This is a genomic window from Actinosynnema sp. NPDC004786 (assembly GCF_053601135.1).
In genome coordinates, this window is the sequence record NZ_JBSGBG010000020.1 from 22,280 (window position 1) to 46,712 (window position 24,433).

At 73.4% G+C, this 24,433-nt stretch carries 26 protein-coding genes; 13 read left to right on the top strand and 13 right to left on the bottom strand.

The features are described 5' to 3' along the window. Positions 1 to 15 precede the first annotated feature (15 nt). The 6 genes from ACWEFJ_RS19515 (at position 16) to ACWEFJ_RS19540 (ending at position 5,259) form a co-directional block, all read left to right on the top strand. Positions 16 to 498, top strand: coding sequence for a cation:proton antiporter regulatory subunit (locus tag ACWEFJ_RS19515; protein WP_378091846.1), 483 nt, complete (start codon positions 16 to 18; stop codon positions 496 to 498). 5 nt (positions 499 to 503) lie between these two features. Continuing rightward, complete coding sequence (locus ACWEFJ_RS19520; protein ID WP_378091848.1) at positions 504 to 1,691, top strand: cation:proton antiporter; 1,188 nt, start codon at positions 504 to 506, stop codon at positions 1,689 to 1,691. Between the two features lie 140 nt (positions 1,692 to 1,831). Beyond that, positions 1,832 to 3,034, top strand: coding sequence for a S8 family serine peptidase (locus ACWEFJ_RS19525; RefSeq protein ID WP_378091850.1), 1,203 nt, complete (start codon positions 1,832 to 1,834; stop codon positions 3,032 to 3,034). A gap of 18 nt (positions 3,035 to 3,052) precedes the next feature. Continuing rightward, entirely contained in the window at positions 3,053 to 3,286 is a 234-nt protein-coding gene (locus ACWEFJ_RS19530) for a hypothetical protein (protein ID WP_378091852.1), read from the top strand. A gap of 92 nt (positions 3,287 to 3,378) precedes the next feature. Continuing rightward, positions 3,379 to 4,302: a mechanosensitive ion channel family protein gene (locus ACWEFJ_RS19535; RefSeq protein WP_378091854.1), complete on the top strand. Its 924-nt coding sequence runs from the start codon at positions 3,379 to 3,381 to the stop codon at positions 4,300 to 4,302. Between the two features lie 249 nt (positions 4,303 to 4,551). After that, positions 4,552 to 5,259 (top strand): RibD family protein, encoded by a 708-nt coding sequence (locus ACWEFJ_RS19540; protein ID WP_378091856.1) that lies wholly within the window; start codon positions 4,552 to 4,554, stop codon positions 5,257 to 5,259. Between the two features lie 6 nt (positions 5,260 to 5,265). Here ACWEFJ_RS19540 and ACWEFJ_RS19545 read toward each other — a convergent pair whose 3' ends face one another. Continuing rightward, the gene (locus tag ACWEFJ_RS19545) at positions 5,266 to 5,613 is read right to left on the bottom strand and encodes a DUF6401 family natural product biosynthesis protein (protein ID WP_378091858.1); all 348 of its coding nucleotides are present in this window, start codon (positions 5,611 to 5,613) and stop codon (positions 5,266 to 5,268) included. Positions 5,614 to 5,692: 79 nt separating this feature from the next. On the opposite strand from ACWEFJ_RS19545, the gene ACWEFJ_RS19550 reads away from it, so the two are divergent. Continuing rightward, a complete protein-coding gene (locus tag ACWEFJ_RS19550) occupies positions 5,693 to 6,169 on the top strand; it encodes a DUF6319 family protein (RefSeq protein WP_449714588.1) in 477 nt (158 codons plus the stop codon). A 95-nt stretch (positions 6,170 to 6,264) separates the two neighbouring features. Here the strand turns inward: ACWEFJ_RS19550 and ACWEFJ_RS19555 are convergent, their stop codons facing one another. Next, the gene (locus ACWEFJ_RS19555) at positions 6,265 to 7,218 is read right to left on the bottom strand and encodes a quinone oxidoreductase family protein (protein ID WP_378091862.1); all 954 of its coding nucleotides are present in this window, start codon (positions 7,216 to 7,218) and stop codon (positions 6,265 to 6,267) included. A gap of 4 nt (positions 7,219 to 7,222) precedes the next feature. Further along, on the bottom strand, positions 7,223 to 8,014 hold the full coding sequence (locus tag ACWEFJ_RS19560) for an SDR family NAD(P)-dependent oxidoreductase (protein ID WP_449714589.1): 792 nt from the start codon (positions 8,012 to 8,014) through the stop codon (positions 7,223 to 7,225). Positions 8,015 to 8,140: 126 nt separating this feature from the next. Between ACWEFJ_RS19560 and fabG the strand changes: the two genes are divergently transcribed. The 3 genes from fabG to ACWEFJ_RS19575 all read left to right on the top strand — a co-directional run bounded on the left by fabG (position 8,141) and on the right by ACWEFJ_RS19575 (position 9,935). After that, positions 8,141 to 8,902, top strand: a complete 762-nt coding sequence (fabG, locus tag ACWEFJ_RS19565; RefSeq protein WP_378091866.1) for a 3-oxoacyl-ACP reductase FabG — start codon at positions 8,141 to 8,143, stop codon at positions 8,900 to 8,902. A gap of 1 nt (position 8,903) precedes the next feature. Continuing rightward, the gene (locus ACWEFJ_RS19570) at positions 8,904 to 9,362 is read left to right on the top strand and encodes a MaoC family dehydratase (RefSeq protein ID WP_449714590.1); all 459 of its coding nucleotides are present in this window, start codon (positions 8,904 to 8,906) and stop codon (positions 9,360 to 9,362) included. A 105-nt stretch (positions 9,363 to 9,467) separates the two neighbouring features. Beyond that, positions 9,468 to 9,935 carry a hypothetical protein gene (locus ACWEFJ_RS19575; protein WP_449714591.1) on the top strand — a complete coding sequence of 156 codons (468 nt, stop codon included), beginning with the start codon at positions 9,468 to 9,470 and terminating at the stop codon, positions 9,933 to 9,935. A gap of 3 nt (positions 9,936 to 9,938) precedes the next feature. On the opposite strand, the gene ACWEFJ_RS19580 is transcribed toward ACWEFJ_RS19575, so the two are convergent. From ACWEFJ_RS19580 to ACWEFJ_RS19615, 8 genes are all read right to left on the bottom strand, one after another. Beyond that, complete coding sequence (locus ACWEFJ_RS19580) at positions 9,939 to 10,502, bottom strand: DinB family protein (RefSeq protein WP_378094560.1); 564 nt, start codon at positions 10,500 to 10,502, stop codon at positions 9,939 to 9,941. Further along, positions 10,499 to 11,086, bottom strand: coding sequence for a TetR/AcrR family transcriptional regulator (locus ACWEFJ_RS19585; RefSeq protein WP_378094558.1), 588 nt, complete (start codon positions 11,084 to 11,086; stop codon positions 10,499 to 10,501). The genes ACWEFJ_RS19580 and ACWEFJ_RS19585 overlap by 4 nt, the downstream gene beginning before the upstream one ends. 22 nt (positions 11,087 to 11,108) lie before the next feature. Further along, positions 11,109 to 11,864: a hypothetical protein gene (locus ACWEFJ_RS19590; protein ID WP_378094556.1), complete on the bottom strand. Its 756-nt coding sequence runs from the start codon at positions 11,862 to 11,864 to the stop codon at positions 11,109 to 11,111. Further along, positions 11,851 to 13,311, bottom strand: coding sequence for a substrate-binding domain-containing protein (locus tag ACWEFJ_RS19595; protein WP_449714592.1), 1,461 nt, complete (start codon positions 13,309 to 13,311; stop codon positions 11,851 to 11,853). The genes ACWEFJ_RS19590 and ACWEFJ_RS19595 overlap by 14 nt, the downstream gene beginning before the upstream one ends. Then, a complete protein-coding gene (locus ACWEFJ_RS19600; protein ID WP_449714593.1) occupies positions 13,308 to 14,471 on the bottom strand; it encodes a hypothetical protein in 1,164 nt (387 codons plus the stop codon). The genes ACWEFJ_RS19595 and ACWEFJ_RS19600 overlap by 4 nt, the downstream gene beginning before the upstream one ends. Before the next feature lie 116 nt (positions 14,472 to 14,587). Then, entirely contained in the window at positions 14,588 to 15,349 is a 762-nt protein-coding gene (locus tag ACWEFJ_RS19605; RefSeq protein WP_378094550.1) for an SDR family NAD(P)-dependent oxidoreductase, read from the bottom strand. Further along, positions 15,350 to 16,552 (bottom strand): acetyl-CoA C-acetyltransferase, encoded by a 1,203-nt coding sequence (locus tag ACWEFJ_RS19610; protein ID WP_449714594.1) that lies wholly within the window; start codon positions 16,550 to 16,552, stop codon positions 15,350 to 15,352. A 17-nt stretch (positions 16,553 to 16,569) separates the two neighbouring features. Then, positions 16,570 to 17,715, bottom strand: a complete 1,146-nt coding sequence (locus ACWEFJ_RS19615) for an acyl-CoA dehydrogenase family protein (protein WP_378094566.1) — start codon at positions 17,713 to 17,715, stop codon at positions 16,570 to 16,572. A 166-nt stretch (positions 17,716 to 17,881) separates the two neighbouring features. Between ACWEFJ_RS19615 and ACWEFJ_RS19620 the strand changes: the two genes are divergently transcribed. Both ACWEFJ_RS19620 and ACWEFJ_RS19625 read left to right on the top strand, forming a co-directional pair. After that, a complete protein-coding gene (locus ACWEFJ_RS19620; protein WP_378094564.1) occupies positions 17,882 to 18,424 on the top strand; it encodes a TetR/AcrR family transcriptional regulator in 543 nt (180 codons plus the stop codon). A gap of 325 nt (positions 18,425 to 18,749) precedes the next feature. Further along, on the top strand, positions 18,750 to 19,913 hold the full coding sequence (locus ACWEFJ_RS19625) for a cytochrome P450 (protein ID WP_449714595.1): 1,164 nt from the start codon (positions 18,750 to 18,752) through the stop codon (positions 19,911 to 19,913). Positions 19,914 to 20,076: 163 nt separating this feature from the next. Here the strand turns inward: ACWEFJ_RS19625 and ACWEFJ_RS19630 are convergent, their stop codons facing one another. Further along, positions 20,077 to 20,349 (bottom strand): GlsB/YeaQ/YmgE family stress response membrane protein, encoded by a 273-nt coding sequence (locus ACWEFJ_RS19630; protein WP_378094544.1) that lies wholly within the window; start codon positions 20,347 to 20,349, stop codon positions 20,077 to 20,079. A gap of 15 nt (positions 20,350 to 20,364) precedes the next feature. Continuing rightward, entirely contained in the window at positions 20,365 to 21,300 is a 936-nt protein-coding gene (locus ACWEFJ_RS19635; RefSeq protein WP_378094542.1) for a sporulation protein, read from the bottom strand. 157 nt (positions 21,301 to 21,457) lie between these two features. Here ACWEFJ_RS19635 and ACWEFJ_RS19640 point away from each other — a divergent pair, with 157 nt between their 5' ends. Continuing rightward, the gene (locus tag ACWEFJ_RS19640) at positions 21,458 to 24,424 is read left to right on the top strand and encodes a carboxyl transferase domain-containing protein (protein WP_449714596.1); all 2,967 of its coding nucleotides are present in this window, start codon (positions 21,458 to 21,460) and stop codon (positions 24,422 to 24,424) included. The last annotated feature ends 9 nt before the right edge of the window (positions 24,425 to 24,433 follow it).

A 24,433-nucleotide genomic window follows, 5' to 3' on the forward strand; every position in this document is an offset into this window, starting at 1 on the left:
CTAGGATCACATGATGTGAACGTCGAGGTGACGCCGCTTCCGGGGATCGGCACCCGGCAGGACTTCATGATCCGTGCCGGCCGCCGGATCGGGGTGATCACACACCGTGACGGCAAGTTCGAGCTGATCGTGTCGCGCCGCGACGACCCGGACGATTGCGCGACGTCCATAGCGCTGACGCCGGCCGAGGCGAGCACGCTGGCCGGGCTGCTCGGCTCGCCGCAGCTCGTCGCGCACCTGCAGGAGCAGCACCGCGAGGTCGCGGGCATCTCCACCAAGCAGTTCCCGATCGTGCCCGGCTCCCGGTTCGACGGCAGCCCGCTGGCCGAGACGGAGCTGCGCACCCGCACCGGCGCGTCCATCGTGGCCGTCGTGCGCCGCGGCTCGGTGCACCCGTCGCCGCGCCCCGACTTCCCCTTCGAGGGCGGCGACCTGGTCGTCGTCGTCGGCACCGCGGACGGCCTGAACGCCGCGGCCGAGTTGCTGGGCGGTGGCTGAGCACCTTGCACAACACCGCAATCGCACTGATCCAACTGGGTGCGGTCTTCTTCGGGCTGGGCTTGCTCGGCAAGATGGCGTGGCGGGTCGGCATCTCCCCGATCCCGCTCTACCTGATCGGCGGCCTGGCCTTCGGGCAGGGCGGCCTGGTCCCGCTGCACGGCATCGAGGACTTCACGCACCTGTCCAGCGAGATCGGCGTGATCCTGCTGCTGCTCCTGCTGGGCCTGGAGTACTCGGCCGCCGAGCTGATGACCGGGCTCAAGCGGTCGTGGACCGCCGGGCTCATGGACATCGTGCTGAACGCGACGCCGGGCGTGATCGCGGCGCTGATCCTGGGCTGGGGCCCGGTGGGGGCGCTGGCGATGGGCGGCGTCACCTACATCTCGTCGTCCGGGATCATCGCCAAGGTCCTCGGCGACCTGGGCCGGCTGGGCAACCGGGAGACGCCGGTGGTGCTGTCGGTGCTGGTGTTCGAGGACCTGGCGATGGCGGTCTACCTGCCGATCCTGACGGCCGTGCTGGCGGGCGTGAGCTTCGTCGGCGGGCTGACCGCGGTGGGCATCTCGCTGGCCGCGATCACCGTGGTGCTGGTGATCGCGCTGAAGTTCGGCCGGTACGTGTCGGCGGTGGTGGACAGCCCCGACCCCGAGGTGTTCCTGCTCAAGGTGCTGGGCGCGGCGCTGCTGGTGGCGGGTGTGGCGTCGCAGCTGCAGGTGTCGGCGGCGGTGGGCGCGTTCCTGCTGGGCATCGCGATCTCCGGGTCGACGGCGGAGAACGCCACCCGGATGCTGGAGCCGTTGCGGGACCTGTTCGCGGCGATGTTCTTCGTGGTGTTCGGCCTGAACACCGATCCGGCGTCGATCCCGCCGGTGCTGGGGCTCGCGGTGGCGCTGGCCGTGGTGACGACGCTGACGAAGGTGGCCACCGGGTGGTGGGCGGCGCGGCGGCAGAACATCGGGCGGATGGGCCGGGCGCGGGCGGGCGCGGCGCTGGTGGCGCGGGGCGAGTTCTCGATCGTCATCGCGTCGCTCACGGTGGCGTCCGGCGCGGTGGACGGCGAGCTGGCGGCGCTGGCGACGGCGTACGTGCTGCTCATGGCGGTGTTGGGACCGGTGGCGGCACGCGTCGTGGAGCCCTTGGCCAGGAAGTTCACTCGGAAGCGTGATGCGGCGACGACCGCGACAGCCTGACCTGTATCTCCCCGCGACCTCACCGCTCCATCAGGGCAGACGAACCGCGTTCGCGCCCGGGCCGACCCTTCCGGCCGATTGAACGCGAACGCGATCCGGAGTTACACCTGACTGCCGTCCCAACCCCGAAGGGGGTCGTCATGTCACAACCAACGGGCGCCGAGACCACCGGCCGCTACCTCGTGCTCCTGGAGGAGAAGTCGGTCACGGCCGGCGCGCGGGAGATGAGCCGGGTCGCCGGGATCAGCGCCGCCAGCACCGCGGACTCCGCCACCCGGGCGGAGCTGGCCGCGGCCGACGGGGTCATCTTCCAGGACCTGGGCGTCGCCGTGGTCAACGCGACGCCCGACCAGGTCGCCCAGCTCACCCGGGCCGCCGAGGCGCCGGGCCCGATCTCCGTGGTCGAGGCCGAGCGCGTCGTGCACGCCTACACCGCGCCGCCCGACACGGGCGCCGACCAGGCGGCGGCCCCGGCCGTGGACGAGTCGGTGTTCACGTGGGGGTTGCAGGCGGTGGGCGCGAACCTCTGCTCCGCCACGGGCAAGGGCCTGCGGCTGGCCGTGCTGGACACCGGGTTCACCGTCGCGCACCCCGACTTCGCGGGCCGCACCGTGGTCACGCAGTCGTTCGTGCAGGGCGAGACCGTGGACGACGCGCACGGCCACGGCACGCACTGCATCGGCTCCGCCGCCGGTCCGCGCCAGGCCGCCTCCGGCGGTCCCGGCTACGGCGTGGCCTACGAGGCCGACATCTACGCGGGCAAGGTGCTGTCCAACCGGGGCAGCGGCACCGACAGCGGGATCCTGGCGGGCATCGAGTGGGCCATCGCGAACGGCTGCGCGGTGGTCTCGATGTCGTTGGGCGCGACCGTGCGCCCGAACACGCCGCACTCGCAGATCTTCGAGCAGGCCGCCACGCGCGCGATGGCCAAGGGCACGTTGATCATCGCGGCGGCGGGCAACGACAGCACCCGGCCGAACACCGTCGCGCCGGTCGGCCACCCGGCGAACTGCCCGTCGATCCTGGCCGTCGGCGCGGTCGACGTGCACCGGTCGGTCGCGTTCTTCTCCTGCGGCACGGTGGACACCATCGGCCAGGTCGACGTGGTCGGCCCCGGGGTGGACATCTACTCCAGCTGGAACAAGGAGGAGGCCGGCCTGGGCATGCACAAGCGCATCCAGGGCACGAGCATGGCGACGCCGCACGTGGCCGGGGTGGCGCTGCTCATCGCGGAGAAGCACGGCGCGCGCGGCTGGGAGCTGTGGGCGAGGTTGTCGCAGAGCGCCCGCAGGTTGGGCTTGCCTTCCACGGACGTGGGTGCAGGATTGGTGCAAGCTCCCTAGGCCCTGACGGAGGCGGCCGTGGACAAAGTCGTGGTCTCGGTCGCCGACGCGGGCGCGGCCGGCCTGCCCGCCGTGGTCTCGGCGCTGCGCGACGCCGGGATGGTGGTGGAGAGCGTGCTGGAGTCGCTGGGTGTGGTCACCGGGTCGGTCGCGCCGGGTGCGGTCGACCGGCTCGGGGCCGTGCCCGGGGTCGCGCACGTCGAGGTGGAACGCGCCGTGGGGCTGCCCCCGACACCGGGTGCGCAGACCTGAGCGTCACTCGTCCGGGTGGCTCAGGTTTGGGTCGGCCACCTCGGGTAACCGGTTGCTGAAGACGTACCGGTCGTCCGAGGAGGTCGAAGACGATGAACGCCCTGCTCGCCGCGCAGACGGCGCAGGCCCAAGGCATCGGCGACGCCGCCGGTGACGCCCTGCGCTCCGTGGTGACCTTCGTGCCGAAGCTGGTCGGTTTCCTGGTCGTGCTGCTCATCGGGTGGATCGTCGCCCGGTTGCTGCGCACGGCGGTGAACAAGGTGCTGGAGCGGGTGCACTTCGACCGCGCCGTGCAGCGGGGCGGGCTGAGCGACGCGCTGGCGCGGTCGCGGTTCGACGCCTCGGGGCTGGTCGCCCAGATCGTGTACTACGCGGTGCTGCTGATCGCGTTGCAGATCGCGTTCGGGCTGTTCGGGTCGAACCCGGTGAGCGACCTGCTGACGGAGATCGTGGCCTGGCTGCCGCGGGCGATCGTGGCGATCGTGATCATCGTGGTGGCGGCCGCCATCGCGCGGGCGGTGCGGGACATCGCGACGCGGGCGCTGGGCGGGCTGTCCTACGGGCCGACGCTGGGCAAGGTCGCGTCGTGGTTCATCATCGCGCTCGGCGTGATCGCGGCGCTGAACCAGATCGGCATCGCGACCACGGTCACCACGCCGATCCTGATCGCCATCCTGGCCACGGTCGGCGGTATCGCGGTGGTCGGTGTGGGCGGTGGCCTGGTCAAGCCGATGCAGCAGCGCTGGGAGGGGTGGCTGACCAGGGCGGAGAACGAGGCCCCGCAGGCGAAGGCGCAGGCCGAGGCGTACCAGCGCGGGCGTGAGGACGTGCAGCGGACCGCCGCCCAGGGCGCGCCGGGTTCGGGTGCGTCCCGGATGACCGAGACGCCGGCGCACGCGGCGACCATGCCGACGCCGCCGGTGGGCACGCCGGTGCAGCAGCCCGGCACGGCCGGTCAGCCGACGCGGCCCGTGCCGCCGCACCCCGGCCAGTACCCTCCGGGCGAGCAGCGCTGACGACGTCCGGCCCGGCCGCGCGCCGGGCACCGACGAACGCGCCGGGCCACGGACGAACGCGCCGGCACGCCGACGAACGCTCCGGGCCACCGACGAACGCGCCGGCACGCCGACGAACGCTCGCTCCGGCAGGCCGACGAACGCTCCGCAGGGGTCCCCGCCAAGGGGACCCCTGCTTTCATCCTGCCGGCCGGGTCCGACAAGATCCGGGGCCGACGACGTGCCTGTGGACAACCGGGAGGGGTGCGGGTGGGAGGGCTCAGCGTCGACGAGCTGGTCGGCCGGGACGAGTGGGACGCGGTGAACCGGGACCTGGGCCGGCCGTTCGTCGTCTACAAGTTCGCCGCCACGCTCGACGGCCGGGTCGCCGCCGCCGACGGCACCAGCCGGTGGATCACCGGCGACGAGAGCCGGGCCGAGGTGCACCTGCTGCGCGCGGGCTGTGACGCGACCGTCGTCGGCTCCGGCACGCAACGCGCCGACGACCCCAGCCTGGCCGTGCGCGGACCCGCCGCGGACGGCCGCCGGCCGCTGCGCGTGGTGATCGACAGCAACGCCACGACGCCCCGGGACGCCAAGGTCTGCGACGACGCCGCCCCGACGCTCGTCGTGGTGGCCGAGGACGCCGACGCCGCGCACCTCGACGGCGTGGCGGACGTGCTGAGGGCGCCGCGGGCCGAGCGGGGGCTGGACCTGCCGGCGGTGCTCGCCGGGCTGCACGGGCGCGGTGTGCGCGGGCTGTTCCTGGAAGGCGGGCCGACGCTGGCGGGCGGCTTCCTCGCGCACGGGTTCGTGGACCGGGTCGTCACCTACGTCGCGCCCGCGCTGCTCGGCTCGGGCCGCAGCGGGCTCGGGGACGCCGGGGTGCGCAGCATGTCCGGGATCCTGCGCCTGGAACTGGTCGACGTCGCCCGCTCCGGGCCGGACGTGCGCCTGGTCAGCAGACCGGTCCGGTAGCCGGGGCTAGGCTTCCAGCGCCGGCTGGTCGTGCCCCGCGAGGTGGCAGACGGCGGCGAGGCGGAGCGTCAGCCAGTCCGCGTTCGCCCAGTCCACGATCGCCGGCGGTGTCCAGCCGCGCGCCGCGGCCTCGTCCAGCACGCCCTCGGCGTACCCGGCGAGCAGCACCACGCCCGCCACCGCCGCCGCGGGCACGCCCAGCGCGAGGATGTCGCGCACCGCCGCGCCGTGCTGGTCGACCGCCGCCAGCACGCCGGGGGCCGGCACACCGGACGCCAGGACCGCCGTGACACCGAGTTCGTCGCTCAACCGGTCCAGGAACCGGCGAGCGGAGAAGTCCCTCCAACCGCTCACAAGGCCGACACCCTACGCTGTGCGGGGCAACCGACCCACCATCGAACACGTGTTCTATGATCACGCCGGGTCGAGCCGGATGCGCAGAGAGGAAGACGAGAAGATCGTGGCGGACACGCTCGTGGAGCAGGAAGAGAAGGTGGACGCCGAGGCGCCCGCCGCACCCGTGCAGCAGGAGGACGCGCCCGTGACGCAGCCCGAGCAGCCCGAGAAGCCGACGGAGGCCGACAAGCCGGCGGAGGCCGAGGCCAAGCCCGCCAAGCGGCCGAAGTCGACGGCCAAGAAGACCCGGACGGTCGAGCTGACGCTGACCGTCACCGGGACCGCCGACGGCGAGTGGCAGGCCGACCTGGTGCACGGCACCAAGCGGGTCGTGCAGGGCCTGTCCATCTCGGCCGCGGCCGTGTCGCGGGCGGCCAAGGAGCTGCACGACGACATCGCGGGCGGCATCGACGAGGTCATCGAGGCGGCCCGCGCCCAGCACCGCACGCGGATGGAGGAGCTGGAGGCCGAGCTGGCCAAGGTGAAGGCCGCGCTGGCGGAGCTGAGCGACTGACGCACCGGGACCCGGGGGCCGCGGCACGACGACCCCCGGGTTCCGCGACGGGAATCGGGAGCCGGCCACCCGGTGGACCGCGTCGGCCCGGGGCGTCAGCGGGACGGGTCGAGGACCAGTTTGCCCGTGGTGCGGCGGGCGCGGAGGTCTTCGTGGGCGCGGCGGGCCTCGGACAGGGCGTACTCGCCGCCCGGCACGGCTTTCAGGTCGCCCGCCAGGACCAGGTCGAACAGTTCGGCCATGGCCCGGTGCACGACGCGGCCCGGGAGCTTGAACGCGTGCGGCAGCCACATGCCCGCGACGGCGGTCGAGCGGACCAGCAGGCGGGCCGGGTCGACCGGGGTCGGCTGTTCGCGGCTCGCCATGCCGTAGAACGCCAGCCGGCCGAACGGGGCCAGCGCGGCGAGGCTCTGGTCGGTGACCGCGCCGCCCGTCATGTCCAGCACGACGTCCACGCGTCGCCCGCCGTTGGCCTCGCGCAACGCCTCGGTCATGTCCTCGGCGGTGGAGTCGACCGCGACGTCCGCGCCCAGGTCCAGCGCCAGCTCGCGCTTCTCCGGAGTGCTCGCGGTGGCGATGACGCGGCCCGCGCCCCACTTGCGGGCCAGCTGCACGGCGATGGAGCCGACCCCGCCGGCGGCGGCGTGCACGACGACGCTCTCCCCCGGCTCCAGGTGGGTGCTCTTGCGCAGCAGCAGCCACGCCGTCGCGCCCTGCACGACCATGCTCAGCGCGGTCACGTCGTCCACGCCGTCGGGCACGTCGAACGCCGTCGCCTCGGGCACCACGGCGCGCTCCGCGTAGCCGCCGAAGGTGGTCAGGCCGACCACGCGCCGGTCGCCGGCCGTGCCGACGACCTCGCCGCCGGGCACCAGCGGCAGCTCCATCTTCGCCAGGTAGGAGTTCTCCGCCTGGTGGGTGTCGGCGTAGTTGAGGCCCGCGCGGCTGACCTCGACGAGCAGTTCGCCGGGCCCCGGGACGGGGTCGGGCAGCTCGACCTCGGTGAGGACCTCGGGTCCGCCGAACTCGGTGATCTGGATGGCGCGCACGGTGTCAGCTCTCCTTGCCGGCGATCGGGTCGTGGTCGAGCCGCACGCGGTCGCCGGTGGCGGTGCGCGGCCCGGGAGGGTTGGGGAAGGTGAACGGCGCGCTGGGCCGCCCGGCCTGCACGAACCAGCATTCACCGGCTTTGCCGTCGCGCAACACGGACACGAACGCGTCGACCACGTCGTCCACGCTCATCACCGGCATGCCGGCGGACTCCAGCGCGGACTTGACGTCGGCGATGATGGCCGTGTCGGCGAACGACGGGCACACGGCGTTGACCGTGACGCCGTCGGCGGCGAGCACCGGGCCCAGGCCGCGCACCAGGCCGACGACGGCGGCCTTGTTCGCGCCGTACAGGGGGTCCATGGGCATGGCCATGAGCCCCGCCATGCTGGCGGTGGCGACGATGCGCCCGCCGCGCTTGCGCAGCTCGGGCAGCGCCGCGTGCACGCCGTACACGACACCGTCGAGGTTGATGCCCATGACCGCGCGGTACCGCTCGGGGTCGAAGTCGTCGCCCAGGCCGAAGCCGGTGGCGATGCCCGCGTTGAGCACGGCGATGTCGAGCCCGCCGAACCGCGCCGCGGCCAGCGCGACCGCTTCCTCGCTGTGCCGGGGGTCGCGGACGTCGCAGTGCGCGAACACGCCGCCCACCTCGTCGGCCACGGCCCGGCCGCGCTCGTCGTCCACGTCGGCCACGACGACGGACGCGCCGCCGGCCGCCAGCCGCCGCGCCACCCCCGCGCCGATGCCGTTCGCGGCCCCGGTGACCAGTGCGACCTTGCCCGAGAACTCCACCGCGCCTCCTCTGGCTGGCATTCCGACCAGTCGGTATGGTTCTCCTGACGCGCTCTGGCGTCAAGGCGACCTCGCCGGTAGGTTACTAAGCGGTTGCTTAGAACAGCGGATCAAGGAGGAGTGACCGTGGCCGAGACGGACGCACGGGTGGCCATCGTCACCGGTGCCGCACGCGGCATCGGCGCCGCCGTAGCCACGAGGCTCGCGCGGGACGGCCTGGCCGTCGCGCTGCTCGACCTCGACGAGGGCAGCTGCGCCGACGCCGTGAAGACCATCAAGGCGGCCGGCGGGACCGCCGTCGCGGTGGGCGTGGACGTCGGCGACAGCGCGGCGGTCGACGCGGCCGTGCGACGGGTCGCCGACGAGCTGGGCGCGCCGACCGTCCTGGTCAACAACGCGGGCATCCTGCGGGACAACCTGCTGTTCAAGATGACCGACGACGACTGGGACGCGGTCATCACCGTGCACCTGCGCGGGTCGTTCCTGATGAGCCGCGCGGTGCAGAGGTTCCAGACCGAGGCGAAGTGGGGCCGGATCGTCAACCTCTCCAGCACGTCCGCGCTGGGCAACCGGGGTCAGGCGAACTACTCGGCGGCCAAGGCGGGCCTGCAGGGGTTCACCAAGACGCTGGCGATCGAGCTGGGCAAGTTCGGCGTGACGGTCAACGCGATCGCGCCGGGGTTCATCGAGACCGACATGACCGCCGCGACGGCGGCCCGCGTCGGCGTCGACTTCGAGGAGTTCAAGAAGGCCGCGGCGGCGGCCATCCCGGTGCAGCGGGTCGGCACGCCCGAGGACATCGCGCACACCGCCTCGTTCCTGGTGAGCGAGGGGGCCGGGTTCGTGTCGGGCCAGGTCATCTACGTCGCCGGCGGACCGAAGGACTGACATGCGGGTATTCGCGAACCTGGACGAGCTGGCCGCCGCCCGGGGCGAGCACCTGGGCCACGGCGGGTGGCACGAGATCACCCAGGCGCAGATCGACCTGTTCGCCGAGGCCACCGGCGACCACCAGTGGATCCACGTCGACCTGGAGAAGGCCGCCGCGGGACCGTTCGGCGCGCCCGTCGCGCACGGCTACCTGACCCTGTCGCTGATTCCCCTGCTGGTGCGCGACATCTACACGGTCGAGGGGTTGGCGATGGGCGTCAACTACGGCCTGAACAAGGTGCGGTTCCCCAGCCCGGTGGTCGTCGGGTCGCGGGTGCGGGCGGGCGCCGAGCTGGTCGAGGTCGCCGACGTGGCGCAGGGCAAGCAGGCCGTGGTCCGGGTGACCGTGGAGATCGAGGACAACCCGAAGCCCGCGTGCGTGGCCGAGACGGTGGTGCTGCTCGTGCCGGCCGCCTGACCGGCCCGCGACGCCGACGCACGCGACGGGCACGGCGCTCCTCACCCGGGGAGCGCCGTGCCCGCCCGCGTCGTGCCACGGGCGGCCGCCCCTACCATCGACGCCGTGAAGTACCACGAGGTGGAGAAGGCGGTCCGCGACCTGGTCGCGGCGGCCGGGGCGCGGGGCAGACGGCGGCTCGGCGCGGCCGTCGTCGAGCGGCTGACCGGCGACGACGAGTCGGCGGAGGCCGCCGAGGCGGAGTTCGACGACGACGCTCGGCGGGCGTTCGAGGCGGCCCGCGAGGACCCGGCGGGCAGCACGTCCGCGCAGCTGCGGGAGTGGCTGGAGCGGATCGACGAGGGCACACTCTCCGACGGCGACATGGACCCCCGGCTCGTGTTCGCGCTCGAGGCGCTGGACCGGTGGGCCGCCTACCTGGACGACCCCGAGGACGTCGAGGCCGTCGCCCGGCTGGCGATCGTGTCCCTCGAAGAGGTCGACTACCGGGTGTCGGCGGACCTGGACGACTTCCTCGGCACGCCCGAGATGGCGGCCGAGTTCGAGCGGATCACCGCGCTGCTGCGGGGCTGACGCTCAGTCGTCCGCCTCGCGCGCCACGCGTTCGAGCCGGTCCCGGTAGGCGGGCCAGTCCACCGCGCCCAGGTTGTCGGCGTCCGGGCGCAGGCCCGCCGCGCCGTCGATCAGCTCGCGCACGATGTCGGCGTGGCCGGCGTGCCGGTTCGTCTCGGCGATCACGTGCACCAGCACGAGGTGCAGGGTGACCTGCCGGCGCTCCGCCGGCCACCACGGCACGACGCCCGGCGCGTCCGGGTCCAGCTCCTCGATCGTGGCGTCCGAGTGCGCCCACACCCGGCGGTAGAGGGCGATCACGTCCTCGCGCGACTCCTCGGCCGTGGCCCACATGTCGGCGTTCGGCTCGGCGTCCTCGGCCGCCCACGGCAGGGGTTCGGCGAACGGGCGGCCGAACGTGTCGCCGAAGTAGCCGACCTCGACCCCGGCCAGGTGCTTCACCAGGCCCAGCAGGTTCGTGCCCGTGGGCGTCAGCGGGCGGCGCACGTCGTAGGACGACAGGCCGTCGAGCTTCCACAGCAGCGCTTCGCGCGCCGTGCGCAGGTAGCGGTGCAGGTCGGACTTCACGAGTCTCCTCCCGGGACGGGGCGCAGCGACGCCAGCAGCAGGTCGGCGAAGTGCCGCCCCACCTGTTTGGCCGACAGCGGGCCGTCCGCGCTGTACCACTGGCCGAGGTGGTGCACGGAGCCGAAGAAGTAGTGCACGGTCAGGTCCGCGGGCACGTCCGCGCGGAACACGCCCTCCGCCTGCCCCTCCTCGACCAGCGACCGGAACCGCTCGTGGTAGCGCCGCCGTTCCGCCCGCATCTCCCGCCGCTTGTCCTCGGCGAGGTGGTCGGCCGACCGGAAGTAGACCCGCGCCTGGTCGAAGTTGTCCACCGACGTGACCACCACGTCGACCGCGGCCGCGTGCAGCCGCTCGGCCACCGGCGCCGACCCGGCCGCGAAGTGCTCCAGCCGCTCGGTCTGCATGCGCAGCAGGCTGCCGTAGATCTCGTGCAGCAGGTCGTCCTTGGACCCGAAGTAGTGGTACATGGCGCCCTTGGTGACGCCCGCCAGGTCCACGATGTCCTGCACCGCGACCCGGTCGAAGCCCTTGGCGGCGAACAACCGCGTCGCGGCGTCGATCAGCCGTTCCGGTACCGATGCCATGGGCCAAGCATCGCACGCCCGCTCACTGGAACATGGCGATCGGCCGGATGACCAGCTGCTGCGCGTCCGCCTTCCACGCCTGCACCTTGCCCAGGCAGCGGGCCTGGAACCCGCCCTCGGGCACGACGTCGTCGCGCAGCCCGGTGTGGTGGCACTCGACCCGCACCTGCGGCCCCTCCTCCGGGTCGTCCGGGTCGCCGAACGGCGCCAGGAACACGGTCGTGCCGTCCCGGTCGGACGCCACCCGGAACACGCCCTTCACCGACACGTACGAGTCGATCCGCCGCAGCCGCACCGCGTCGCCCTCCCGGAGGTGCTGCTCCAACGCCGCGTTCCGCAGCACGGTCAGGTCGCGCAGGTCCACGTGCACGACCGCGGACGCCGACTCCAGCGCGTCCAGCAGCAGGCCGACCACCGCGATCGGCTCGTACTGCTCGATGTAGGTCTTCACCACCTCGCGCCCGGACGTCCGCGCGCCCTCCAGCCCCAGGTCGAGGCCCTTCAGCGCGATCTTGCCGTCCTTGGTGACGCCGACGCGGTCCACGACCTCCTTGGTCATGGCGTCGCCGTACCGGCCGACCTGGTAGAGGTCCATCACGGACTTCTCGTGCAGGTAGATCGTCAGGCCGGGCGCCTCGCGCGGCGGCGCGTAGCGGCGCCGGGACCGCCACGCCCACACGGCGACCCCGGCGGCCACGACGAGCGCGAGCGCGGTCACGATCCACACGACCGCCCACGGCCACCACACCGACCACCACAACGCCCTATCGACAGCCACGGATCTCCTTCACCGCCTCCAGCAGCGACCCCGCGCCCGCGTCCACGACCCGCCCGCCGGTCGCCCGCGCCACCCGGTCCAGCTCCGCCGGGTCGGCCTCGCCGAACCGGATCGCGTACGTGCGCGCCGGCGGCGTCGGCCACGCGGCCAGGAAGTCGTCCGCGCTCATGCCGGCGTTGTTCTCGCCGTCGGTCATCAGCACCACCGCGCCGTCGCCGACGACCCGGTAGGCGTGGTCCAGCGCGGACCAGATCGCGGTGCCGTCGGCCAGGTCCGCGGACGCCAACGCGCCGGCGAGCGCCTCCAGGTCGGCCGGGCCGCGCACCGTGACGGCGCGCTCCTCCAGCACGGTCCCCGCGAACCGCACCAGCACGACCGTCTCCCCGACCCGGAACCGGTCGAACCCGCCCGCGCGGCCCAGCGTGGCGAACGCCTCCCGCAGCCCGGCGATCCGCGCGCCCGCCATGGACGTCGAGTGGTCCAGCACGAACACCACCCGGGCCGGCCGGCCCGCCCGGTCGTAGGCGGCGAGCAGGGCGTCCACGACCTCCTGCGTGCCGGGGAAGTACAGCGCCGTGCCGAGGGGTTCGCGCAGCGCCTCGACCCGCTCGACCTGCGGGTCGACGGGACGGCGGTAAGTGCGCTCCATGATCGCCCGCTGGGCGGACGGCGTGCGCAGCCACTCCACCACCCGGTCGTAGGCGGCCCGCTTGTCCGGTTCCAGCAGCATCAGCGGGTAGTCGGACAGCACGATCCCGTCGCGCGGGTACACGACCTCCAGCGGTTCGCGGAGCTGCCCGGACGCGTTCAGCGACAGCACCGTCGACTCGTAGGCGAGCACGGCGTCCACCTCGCCCTGCCGCCGCACGTACTCGTCCCCGACCTCCGCCGCGCCGTCCGCGCCGAACACCCGCCCGGCGAGGAAGCCCTGGAGCTTGTCGCAGGCGACGTCCTCGGGCCGCAGGGCCGCGCCGGTGCCCGCGGCGGCCGTGGCCACCCCGATCAGCGCCGCGAGCCCGCTGCCCGACACCCTCGGGTCGGCCATCCCGAACCGCAGCTCCCCCGCCGCCGCGCGGCTCGCCACGTCGGCCCAGGACGCGCCGCGCAGCGCGTCCGCCTTGCCCGCCTTCACGCCCACCACCAGCGGCGACAGCATCGTGCTGGTGGACAGGGGCAGGTCGGCCCCCTTCAGCTTCAGGTACCGGTTGGTGGCGAGCCAGGCCAGGTCGTGGTCCACGCCCGCGGCCAGGTCCTCGCTCGCCCGCACGGTGCCGCGGTGGTCGAGCCTCAGCTCCACCCCGGTGTCGCGGCGCAGGTCGGCCAGCACCGGGGCGAGGTCGGCCAGCTCGGAACTCGCCAGCACGGTCAGCGTGACCCGCTCCGACGGGCCGGTCGCGCAGCCCGCCAGCACGGCGGCCGCCAGCAGCAGGAGCAGGGCGGGCCTCACAGCGGCACCCGGATCTCCGGGCAGCGGCCCACCTGCCGGATCATGGCCTCCAGCTCGGGCGGCTTGGGCAGGAAGCCCTCGGTGCGGCTCAGCTCCGGCTCCGGCAGCCCCTTGTCCTTCAGCAGGTCGTTCAGCGCGGTGGACTCCTCGTTGTCCAGCCGGAAACCCAGCTCCAGCGCGCGTCGGCGCAGCCGCGGGTCGGCGCGCACCAGCTCGCCGACCCGCTCGCCGGCCGGGCTGAACGCGATCAGCCACGGCTCCGTGCGGTGGTGCGCGTCGGGGTAGAGCAGGACCCGTTCGCGGTCGGCCCGACCGTGCTTGGCCACCTCCGAGAGCTGGTAGGCCAGGTACTGGTGCTCGTACATCACGCCGACCGGGGCGGTGGTGCGGCCGTCCGGGTGGAAGAACGTGGTGCCGATGCCGGAGCCGTGCAGGCCCTCGATCTCGAAGACCGGTTTGATCGTGGCGGCGACGGCGAGCGCGTCCTGCTCGGTCGGGGCGGCGGAGTCGTTCGCCGCGAAGGCGACCAGGCCGAGCCACGCCGAGCCAGAGTAGGAGTCGCACGGGTTGGGCGTCTGGGCGACGATCCGGTTGCGGTTGGGCACCGGCTGCCGCAGCCGCTCCCACGTCATCGGCGGCCCGTCGGCGGCCAGGGACAGCCGGACGAACGCGGTCAGGTCGAGGGTGTAGTACAGGCCCTGGCCGTCGGGCTGCTCGCGCGCGATGCCCTGCGCGGCCAGGGCCTGCGCGTACTCGCGGAACGCGCCGAGCACGAGCGGGCTGGCGAACGGGTAGAACACCCGGCCGCCGAAGCGGTCCCGGATCAGCTCGCCCGCCGCCTGCCCGGACGGCATCACGAAGTCGAACTCGCGCACCCGGTCCTGCCGGTCGCGGGCGATCTCGCGCGAGCCGCCGGAGTCGGTGACGCGCACATCGACGCCGTGCGACATCAGGATCCGCCGCACCTCGGCGTCCTGGAAGTACACCGCCTTGGACGCCATCATCGCGGTCACCACGGTGATCCGCTGGAACGGCAGCGTCACCGTGCCGGCCGCGAACAGGGCGATCGCGCCGACCAGCGCGATGCCCGCCGACACGGCGAACGGCAGCACGAAGCGCTTGCGCCGGAACACCGGCCTCGGCGGGTCGAGGATGGTCAACCCGGGTTCTTCGGTCGTGCTCCTCGCGACCACGGAACTCCCCCGTGCGGTCGGTGATCTCCCCTGCCCACGAGGGTAGATCGCCGTGCCGCCCGGGTGGGTTACAACCGGGGGGATCAGCCGCCCAACGTCACGCCGCCGTCGACCACGAACGTCGCGCCGGTGGTGTAGCCGCCCGCCGCCGACGCGAGGAACACGACGGCCGCGGCCAGCTCCTCCGGGTCGCCCACGCGGCCCATCGGCAGCCGCGCGATGTGCGACTCCAGGTAGCCCTCGGGGTACTGGTCGGTCATCTCGGAGGCGAAGTAGCCGGGCGCGAGCGCGTTGACCCGGATGCCCTTGCGGCCCGTCCACTGCCGCGCCAGGTCGCGGGTCAGGCCGAGCAGGCCCGCCTTGGACGCCGAGTAGGCCGCCTGCGGCAGGCCGCCGGACACCAGGCCGAGGACGCTGGAGACGTTGACGATCGAGCCGCCGTCGGTCATCACGGCCGCGGCGGCCTGCGCCATCCAGTACGCGCCGTTGAGGTTGACGTCGACCACGCCGAGGAACTGCTCGGGCGTCTCCCGGGACGCGGGCACCGCCGACGCGACGCCCGCGTTGTTCACCAGCACGCGCACCGGGCCGAACGCGGCGGCGGCCCGCGCCACCTCGCGGCAGTCGTCCGGCTGCGCCACGTCCGCCTGCACGACGAGCGCGCGCCGGCCCGCGTCCTCGACCAGCCGCGCGGTGTCCTTGAGCCGCTCCACCCGCCGGGCGGCGAGCACGACGTCCGCCCCCGCCTCAGCGAGGCCCTTCGCGAACGCCACGCCGAGGCCGGAGGACGCGCCGGTGACGATCGCGACCTGCCCGTCCAGCCGGAACCTGTCCAGGATTCCCATTCAGCTCAGCCTCTCCAGGATGATCGCCATGCCCTGACCGCCGCCGACGCACATCGTCTCCAGCCCGAACTGCGCGTCCCGCGCGCGCATCCCGTTGATCAGGGTCGTCATGATGCGGGCGCCGGTGGAGCCGAACGGGTGGCCCAGGGCGATCGCGCCGCCGTGCACGTTGAGCTTGTCCATGTCGATGCCGAGCGCGCGCTGGCTGCCGAGCACCTGCACCGCGAACGCCTCGTTGATCTCGACCAGGTCGATGTCGTCGATGGTGAGGCCGGCGTGCGCGAGGGCCTGCTTCGTGGCGTCGACCGGGCCGAGGCCCATGATCTCCGGCGAGAGGCCGGACACGCCGGTGGACACGATGCGCGCCAACGGGGTCAGGCCCAGTTCCCGCGCCCGCACGTCGCTCATGACGACGACGGCCGCCGCGCCGTCGTTGAGCGGGCAGCAGTTCCCCGGCGTGACCGTCCCCTGTGGACGGAACGACGGGTTGAGCGCCGCGACGGCGTCATAGGTGACGCCCCGGCGCGGGCCGTCGTCGGTGGCGACGACCGTGCCGTCGGGCAGCGTCACCGGGGTGATCTCGCGGTCGTAGAAGCCGTCCGCGATGGCCTTCTCGGCCAGGTTGTGCGAGCGGACGCCGAACTCGTCCTGGTCGCGGCGGCCGATGCCGAGCAGGGTCGCCACGTTCTCGGCGGTCTGGCCCATTGAGATGTAGTAGTCCGGCAGCAGGCCGTCCTCGCGCGGGTCGTGCCACGGCTCGTTGGTCCCGGCGGTGCGCTCGGTGCGTACGCGGGCCTCGTCGAACAGCGGGTTGAGGTGCGGGTCGCCGTGGCGGTAGCGGGACACGCACTCGACGCCCGCGCTGACGAACGCGTGGCCCTCGCCCGCCTTGATCGCGTGGAACGCCATCCGCGCGGTCTGCACCGAGGACGCGCAGAACCGGTTGACCGTGGTGCCGGGCAGGGTGTCCAGGCCGAGCTGCACGGCGACGCGGCGGGCCATGTTCTGGCCGTGCTCGTCCTGCGGCTCGGCGCACCCCAGGTGCAGGTCCGTGATCGTGGCGGGGTCGAGTTCGGGCACCTGGTCGAGCGCGGCGGCGACGACCTGCGCGGCCAGGTCGTCGGGGCGCAGGTCGACCAGCGACCCCTTGCGCGCCCGGCCGATCGGGGACCGCGCGGTGGCGACGATGACAGCCTCGGGCATGGCGGTGCTCCTGGGGTCTAGAGGCCGAGGTCGCGGCCGATGAGTTCCTTCATGATCTCGTTGGAGCCGGCCCAGATCCGGGTCACGCGGGCGTCCATCCAGGCGCGGGCCACGCGGTACTCGGTCATGTAGCCGTAGCCGCCGTGCAGCTGCACGCACGCGTCGATGACGTCGTTCTGCACGTCCGCGCTCCACCACTTGGCCTTGGCCGCGTCCACGGCGGTCAGCTCGCGCCGGGTGTGCGCGTCGGTGCACCGGTCCAGGAACGCCTGCGTCACGTCGATCTTGGTGACCAGCTCGGCGAGGGTGAACTTGTTGTGCTGGAACGAGCCGATGGCCTGGCCGAACGCTTTGCGCTCCTTGGTGTACCCGATGGTCTCCAGGAGAATCTGCTCGGCGTGGGCGAGGTTGGAGATCGCGCCGCCGAGCCGTTCCTGCGGCAGGCGTTCCATCATGTGGATGAAGCCGCGGTCGACCTCGCCGATGACGTTCTCCGCCGGCAGGCGGACGTCCTCGAAGAACAGCTCCGCGGTGTCGGACTCCGGCTGGCCGACCTTGTCGAGCTTGCGGCCGCGCTCGAAGCCCTTCATGCCGGTCTCGACCGCGAACAGGGTGATGCCCTTGGCCTTCTTCTCCGGGCTGGTGCGCGCGGCGACCACGACCAGGTCGGCGGAGTAGCCGTTGGTGATGAAGGTCTTGGAGCCGTTGAGGACCCAGTCGGAGCCGTCGCGCACCGCGGTGCTCTTCAGCGCGGCCAGGTCGGAGCCGCCGGAGGGCTCGGTCATGCCGATGGCGGTGGTCAGCTCGCCGGAGCAGAACCGGGGCAGCCAGCGCCGCTTCTGCTCCTCGGTGCACAGGTCCACCAGGTAGGGCGCGACCACGTCGCCGTGGATGCCCAGGCAGGAGGACATGCCCGCGCTGACCTTGGCCAGCTCCTCGCCCAGGACCGCGTTGAAGCGGTAGTCGTTCGCGCCGCTGCCGCCGTGCTCCTCGGGCACCTCCAGCCCCAGCAGCCCCTGCCTGCCCGCCTCCAGCCACACGTCGCGGTCGATCTGGCGCTGGTGCACGAACCGCTCGTAGTTCGGCCTGAGGACGCGGTCGCAGAACGCCCGCGCGGTCTCGCGGAACGCCTCGTGGTCGGGTTCGAACAGCGTGCGGCGCACTTCTCGCATCCTCCATACTAAGCGGTTGCTTAGGTCTAAGCGTCTGCTTAGCCTGCGGTATCGTTCGGGTTCGTGTCAAGGAGGGTCGACTGTGACGACGACCGGTGGTGAGTTCGCGCTCCTGGACGAGACGTGGTCGTCCGTGACGCCGCCGGCGGCGCGGCGGATGCTGATCGCTGCGGCGGCCGCGTTCTCGGTGCGCGGGTACCACGCGACGACGACCCGCGACATCGCGGCGCAGGCCGGCATGTCGCCCGCCGCCGTCTACATCCACTACCGGTCCAAAGAGGAACTGCTGTTCCACATCTCGCGGGTCGGGCACGCGACGTCGCTGTCGGTGCTGACCGGCGTGACCGAGGCGGAGCCGGTGGCGCGGCTCGCGGCGGCGGTGCGCGCGTTCGCGTCGTGGCACGCGGAGTACCACACGACGGCCCGCGTCGTGCAGTACGAGCTGAGCGCGTTGACGCCGGAGCACCTGGCCGAGGTGGTCGCGCTGCGGCGGCGGATCGAGGCGGCGGTGCGCGGGATGATCGAGACCGGCGTCGCGGCCGGGGTCTTCGACGTGCCGGACGTGCGCGGGGCGACCCTGGCGGTGCTGTCGCTGTGCATCGACGTGGCGCGCTGGTACCAGCCCTCGGGCCGCCGCACGCCGGCCGAGATCGGCGACCTCTACGCCGACCTGGTGCTGCGCATGGTGGGCGCGGCCTGACCGACCGCGAGAGTCCAACCCCCGCGGCGCGAGAGTCCAACGCTCACGACGCGTGTGTCCAACGCTCACGCACCCCGAATTCAACGCTCACGACGAAAGGCCGTGCTCCGGGCGTCCCGCCACCGCGGACGGCTCCCGCCGCGGTTGTCACACGATCGCGTCGTCCGGTCGCGGGGCGGCCGGGACGACGGACCCGCTGTCGCTGGATCGGGTGTCGTTGGATCGGGTGATGGCGGTGTTCCGTCACCCGGTCGCGCCGGATCGGCGTGCACCCTGGGGAGGAGAGGGCCGCACCGCAGCGGCTCCCGGGCACGGGGAGGTCGTCGTGGTCATCGGCACGCCGGTCGCGCACGACCCCCTGCCCGACCTGCTCACGCCCCGCGGCCTGCGGGACCCGGAGACGGTGTGGTCGGCGGTGCGCCGCCGCGACCGGGTCTGGCGCAGCGAGGTGCTGGACTCCTGGGTGGTGGCCGACCACGCGACGTGCGCCGCCGTGCTGCTGGACGCCGGGCGCTTCTGCTCGGACTGGCGCCGCATCGGCGACGACGTCCCGCCCTCGGCGCTGTCGGTGCAGACCCTCGACCCGCCGGCGCACACCGCGGCGCGCAAGCTGCTCGTGGCCGCGTTCCGGGCCCGGGACTGGGAGGGCTTCACCCGCCGGGTGGAGGACCGCGTCCACGCCCGGCTCGACGCGGTGGCACGCCGGCCCTCGTTCGACTTCATGGTCGACTTCGCCGTGCCGCTCGCGCTGGAGGCGGTCACCGACCTGCTCGGCGCCGACCCGCCCGACACCGCGTCCTTCGCCGCGCTGTCCTCGGCCATCGTGGACTCGATGGACTACGCGCTGCGCCCGGAGACCGCGGCGCCGGGCCGGCGGGCGCGGGCCGAGCTGGCGGAGCTGACCGGCGACTGGCTCGCCCACCCCACGCGTGACGGGATCATCGGCTTCCTCGCCGCGCACCGCGACGACGGGGTCGACGACGGCGTGCTGCGCAACTCGCTGCGCGTCGTCCTGCACTCCGGCTACGAGTCGGCGAGCCGCCTGCTCGGCAACGCGCTGCTCGCGTGCCTGGACGAACCGGGGACGCTGGAGCGGTTCGCCGACGGCATGCCGGACGCGGCGCTGCAGGAACTCGTGCGGCTCGCGGGGCCGGTGCAGGCCGAGGCGCGCGGCTGCGTGGCGGACACCGAGCTGGCCGGGCGGCCGATCCGCGCGGGCGAGACGGTCACCGTGCTCCTCGGCGCGGCCAACCGCGATCCGGACGTGTTCACCGAGCCGGGGTCGCTGCGCCCGGACCGCCGGCCGAACCCGCACCTGGGTTTCGGCCGCGGGCCGCACGCCTGCCCCGGCTCGACGCTCGCCCTGGTGCTGGCGCGGGCGGTGCTGACGGCCGTGGCGCGCCGGGGGCCGCGGCTCGTGGAGGAGCCGGTGTTCCACCGCAACGCCACGCTGCGCGGCCTGGAACGGCTCGTCGTGGCGACGGGATGACAACGCCGCCGGCGTTCACGCGCGGCGGCGACGGGAAGGGGGGGACGATCATGCGTCACGTGCACTGACCACCGGGTGAACGAACGGCAGGGGTCCTCGTGGGAGGACCCCTGCCTCGACCCTCCGGGGCGGGCTGTCGGCCGGTCGGCGGTCCGGCGCGGGCCTAGCGGACGGATTTCTTGCCGTAGAACCCCGCCACGAGGCTGACGCCGATGGCGGCGATGATCACCTGCACGATGATCTCGATCCAGTCGATGCCGGGGGTGTCCTCCACGCCGAGCGCCCGGGCGATGAACGTGCCGATGAACGCCGCCACGATGCCGACGATGATCGTCAGCCAGAGGGGGATGGCCTGCTTGCCGGGCGCCACGAGCTTGCCCAGCAAACCGAGGATGAGACCCACGATCAGAGCGCTGATCACACCGCCGATGCCCACGATGCCTCCTGCGGGTTAGTCGCCTTCGAAGAAGTCCCCGATCTCGTCGAGGGCCTCGCCCATCATCATCCCACCGAACACGCCGGCCGCAGCCCCGGCGACCACGCCGCCGGCGCCGATTCCCCCGCCGTGGTGACCGCCGCGGTGACCGCCGTGCAGCCCGTAACCGCCGGCAGAACGCCTGCCCGCCACCTGGTCCATCCACTGGTGCAGCAGGCCGGCCCAGTCCGTGCGGATCACCTCATCGTGGGACATGGCGAAGTGCCCGAACGTGTCGCCGCCCGCGCGGAACAGCCCGCCGCGGCGGTCGGCCTCCAGCACCACGTACAGCCGGTGCGGGTCGGTCACGAAGGTCAGCTCCAGCTGGCTGATCTTGCCGAGGAACTGGCGCGGCGGCAGGAACTCGATCTCCTGGTAGAACGGCAGCTGCTGCGGCACGCCGTGGATGCGCCCCGACTCGTTGTCCGCCCGCTGGAAGTGGAACCCGAGCGCGCCGAACGCGTTCAGGACGTGCTCCTGCGAGGGCAGCGGGTGCACCGCCACGGGGTCGAGGTCGCCGGGGTCGACCGCGCCGCGGACCTCCAGCTCGGTGCGCAGGCCCATGGTCATGCCGTGCAGGTGTTGACCGTGCACGACGGTCAGCGGTGTCTCCGGCGGCACGGGGAACCGGAACGGCAGCGCCAGGTGCTGTCCCGGCGCGACGGTGATGCGCCGGCCGACCACGGCGCGGGCGAACTCGACGGTGCGGTTGTGCTCGTTGTCGCCGCTCTCCACCTCGACCCGGGTGACGAGGGAGAGCTTGACCTCGTCGATGTCGGCGGCGTGGTCGCCGCCCGCGATCCGGACCTCGCCGGCGAGCGGCTCGCCCGGCCGGACGTTCGGGTTGGCCAGGACCGTGTCCACCGTGGGACCGCCGACCCCGAACGCGCGCAACATCCTCTTGAAAACCACGGTGGTGCCTCCTGGCCTGCTTCTCGGTCACGCCCTCGGGCTCGTCTCGCTGCAAGGACGCCTCGGTGGGTGCATCGGTTCCCTCTGGACGAACGCCAAGCGCAGGTGCCAGTATGCGACCGCGGTCACATACTAAGCGGTCGCTCAGGAGGTTCCCGTGCCCACGCTGCTCGTCGCCAACCGGGGTGAGGTCGCCGTCCGGGTGCTGCGCGCCGCCGCCGACCTCGGCTGGCGGACCGTCGCCCTGGTCACCGACTCCGACGACGCCCACGGGCGGTTCGCCGACCGGGCGGTCCGCCTGCGCGGCTCGTACCTGGACGTGGACGCCGTGCTCGCCGCCGCCGACGGGTGCGACCTGGTGCACCCCGGCTACGGCTTCCTGGCCGAGAACGCGGTCTTCGCCCGCCGCTGCGCCGAGGCCGGCCTGACCTTCGTCGGGCCGCCGCCGGAGGTGCTGGAGCTGCTCGGCGACAAGAGCCGGGCCCGCGCCCTGGCCACCGAGGTGGGCGTGCCGGTGCTCGCGGGCGCGGAGGACGGGTTCGAGGACTTCTTCCGCGCGCACGGCGCGGTGGTCGTGAAGGCCGTCGCCGGCGGTGGCGGCAAGGGCGTGCGGGTGGTGCGGCGGCTCGCCGACCTCGCGCCCGCCGTGCAGCGGTGCCGGGCCGAGGCGCTGGCCGCGTTCGGCGACGGCACGGTGTTCGTGGAGGAGCTGCTGGAACCGGCCCGGCACGTCGAGGTGCAGCTCGTCGGCACGACGGTGCTGGGCGACCGGGACTGCTCGGTGCAGCTGCGGCACCAGAAGCTCGTCGAGGTCGCGCCCGCGCCCGACCTGTCCCCCGGCCTGCGGTCCGCGCTGCACGACGCGGCGGCGGCGATCGCGCGGGCCGTCCGCTACACGGGCCTGGGCACGGTGGAGTTCTCGGTCGCGCCGGACGGCCGGTTCGCCTTCCTGGAGGCCAACCCGCGGTTGCAGGTGGAGCACACCGTCACCGAGCAGGTCACCGGGCTGGACCTGGTGCGCGCGCAACTGCTGCTGGCGACCGAGGTGGAGCCGGACCTGACGCACACACCGCGCGGCAGCGCGCTGCAACTGCGCGTGAGCCTCACGTCGACGGGACGGCTGTCGGCGTTCGTCCCGCCGACCGGGCCGGGGGTGCGGGTGGACACCCACGCGTCCGCGGGCTACCGCGCGGGCCTCGACTTCGACCCGCTGCTGGCCAAGGTCGTGGTGCACGCCGACGACCCGGACACCGCGCTGCGCCGCGCCCGCCGCGCGCTGGACGAGTTCACCGTGGACGGTGCGAAGACCAACATCGGTTTCCTGCGCGGGCTCCTGGACCACCCGGACATCCTCAAGGCGCACACCGGCCTGGTGGACTCGCTGCCCCGCGAGGACACCGGGGCCCGCTCCCCCGTGCGGGGCACGGTCGTGGCGGTCGAGGACGGCACGGTCGTCGTGGAGGCGATGAAGATGCAGCACGTCGTGCCGGTCGGCGACGCGCGCGTGCTGGTCGGGGTCGGCGACACGGTCGCGGAGGGCGCGCTGCTCGCCGAGGGCGTGGACGTCGCGGTCGAGGAGAAGTCCGTCGAGGCCGACCTGGACGACGTGCGCCCCGACCTCGCGGAAGCGCTGGCGCGGCACGACTTCTCGCGCCCGGAGGCGGAGGCGAAGCGGCACGCGGCGGGCCGCCGCACGGTCCGGGAGAACATCGCCGACCTGTGCGACGACTTCGTGGAGTACGGCGGGCTGGCCATCGCCGCGCAGCGCCGCCGCCGGTCGCTGGACGAGCTGGTCGAGCGCACGCCCGCGGACGGGCTCGTGGCGGGCGTCGGCCGGGTGAACGGCCGCCAGGTCGTCGCGATGTCCTACGACTACACGGTCATGGCGGGCACGCAGGGCCTGCGCAACCACGCCAAGAAGGACCGGATGTTCGCGCTGGCCGAGCAGCGGCGGCTGCCGGTGGTGCTGTTCGCCGAGGGCGGCGGGGGCCGGCCGGGCGACACCGACCACGGCGGCGTCAGCGGCCTGGACTGCCTGGCGTTCCACCTGTTCGCGAAGCTGTCCGGGCTGGTGCCGCTGGTCGGCATCGCGTCCGGCCGCTGCTTCGCGGGCAACGCGGTGCTGCTGGGCACGTGCGACGTGGTGATCGCGACCCGCGACGCGACCATCGGCATGGGCGGCCCGGCGATGGTCGAGGGCGGCGGGCTCGGCGTGTTCCGGCCCGAGGAGATCGGGCCGGTGGACGTGCAGGCGCCCAACGGCGTGATCGACGTGCTGGTGTCCGACGAGGCCGAGGCCGTCGCGGCGGCCAGGAAGTACCTGTCGTACTTCCAGGGCCCGGCGGACTCCTGGGAGTGCGCCGACCAGCGCCGGCTGCGGCACCTCGTGCCGGAGAACCGGGTCCGCGCCTACGACGTGCGGTCCGTGGTGGAGACCGTCGCCGACACCGGCTCGGTGCTGGAGCTGCGACCGGGGTTCGGGCGCGGCATCGTCACCGCGCTGGTCCGGGTCGAGGGCCGGCCGCTCGGCGTGCTCGCGAACGACCCCGGCCACCTCGGCGGCGCGATCGACTCCGACTCGGCCGACAAGGCCGCGCGGTTCCTGCGGCTGTGCGACGCGTTCGACCTGCCGGTGGTGTCGCTGTGCGACACGCCGGGGTTCATGGTCGGCCCGGACGCCGAGCGCACCGCGAGCGTGCGGCGCCTGACCCGGATGCTCGTGACCGGCGCGAACCTCGACGTGCCGTTCGGGTTCGTGGCGCTGCGCAAGGCGTACGGCCTGGGCGCGCAGGCGATGGCGGCGGGCAGCCTCAAGGTGCCGCTGTTCGCGGTGTCGTGGCCCAGCGGCGAGTTCGGCCCGATGGGGCTGGAGGGCGCGGTGCGGCTGGGGTACCGGCGCGAGCTGGACGCCGTGGACGACCCGGCGCAGCGCAAGGAGGTGTTCGAGGCGATGGTCTCGGCCGCCTACGAGCACGGCAAGGCGCTCAACGTGGCGTCCGCCTTCGAGATCGACGACGTGATCGACCCGGCCGACACCCGGCGCTGGATCACCACCCTGCTCACCGGTCCCGACCCCGCCCCGGCCGGGACCGGCAAGAAACGCCCGTTCGTGGACACCTGGTGAAAGGGATTC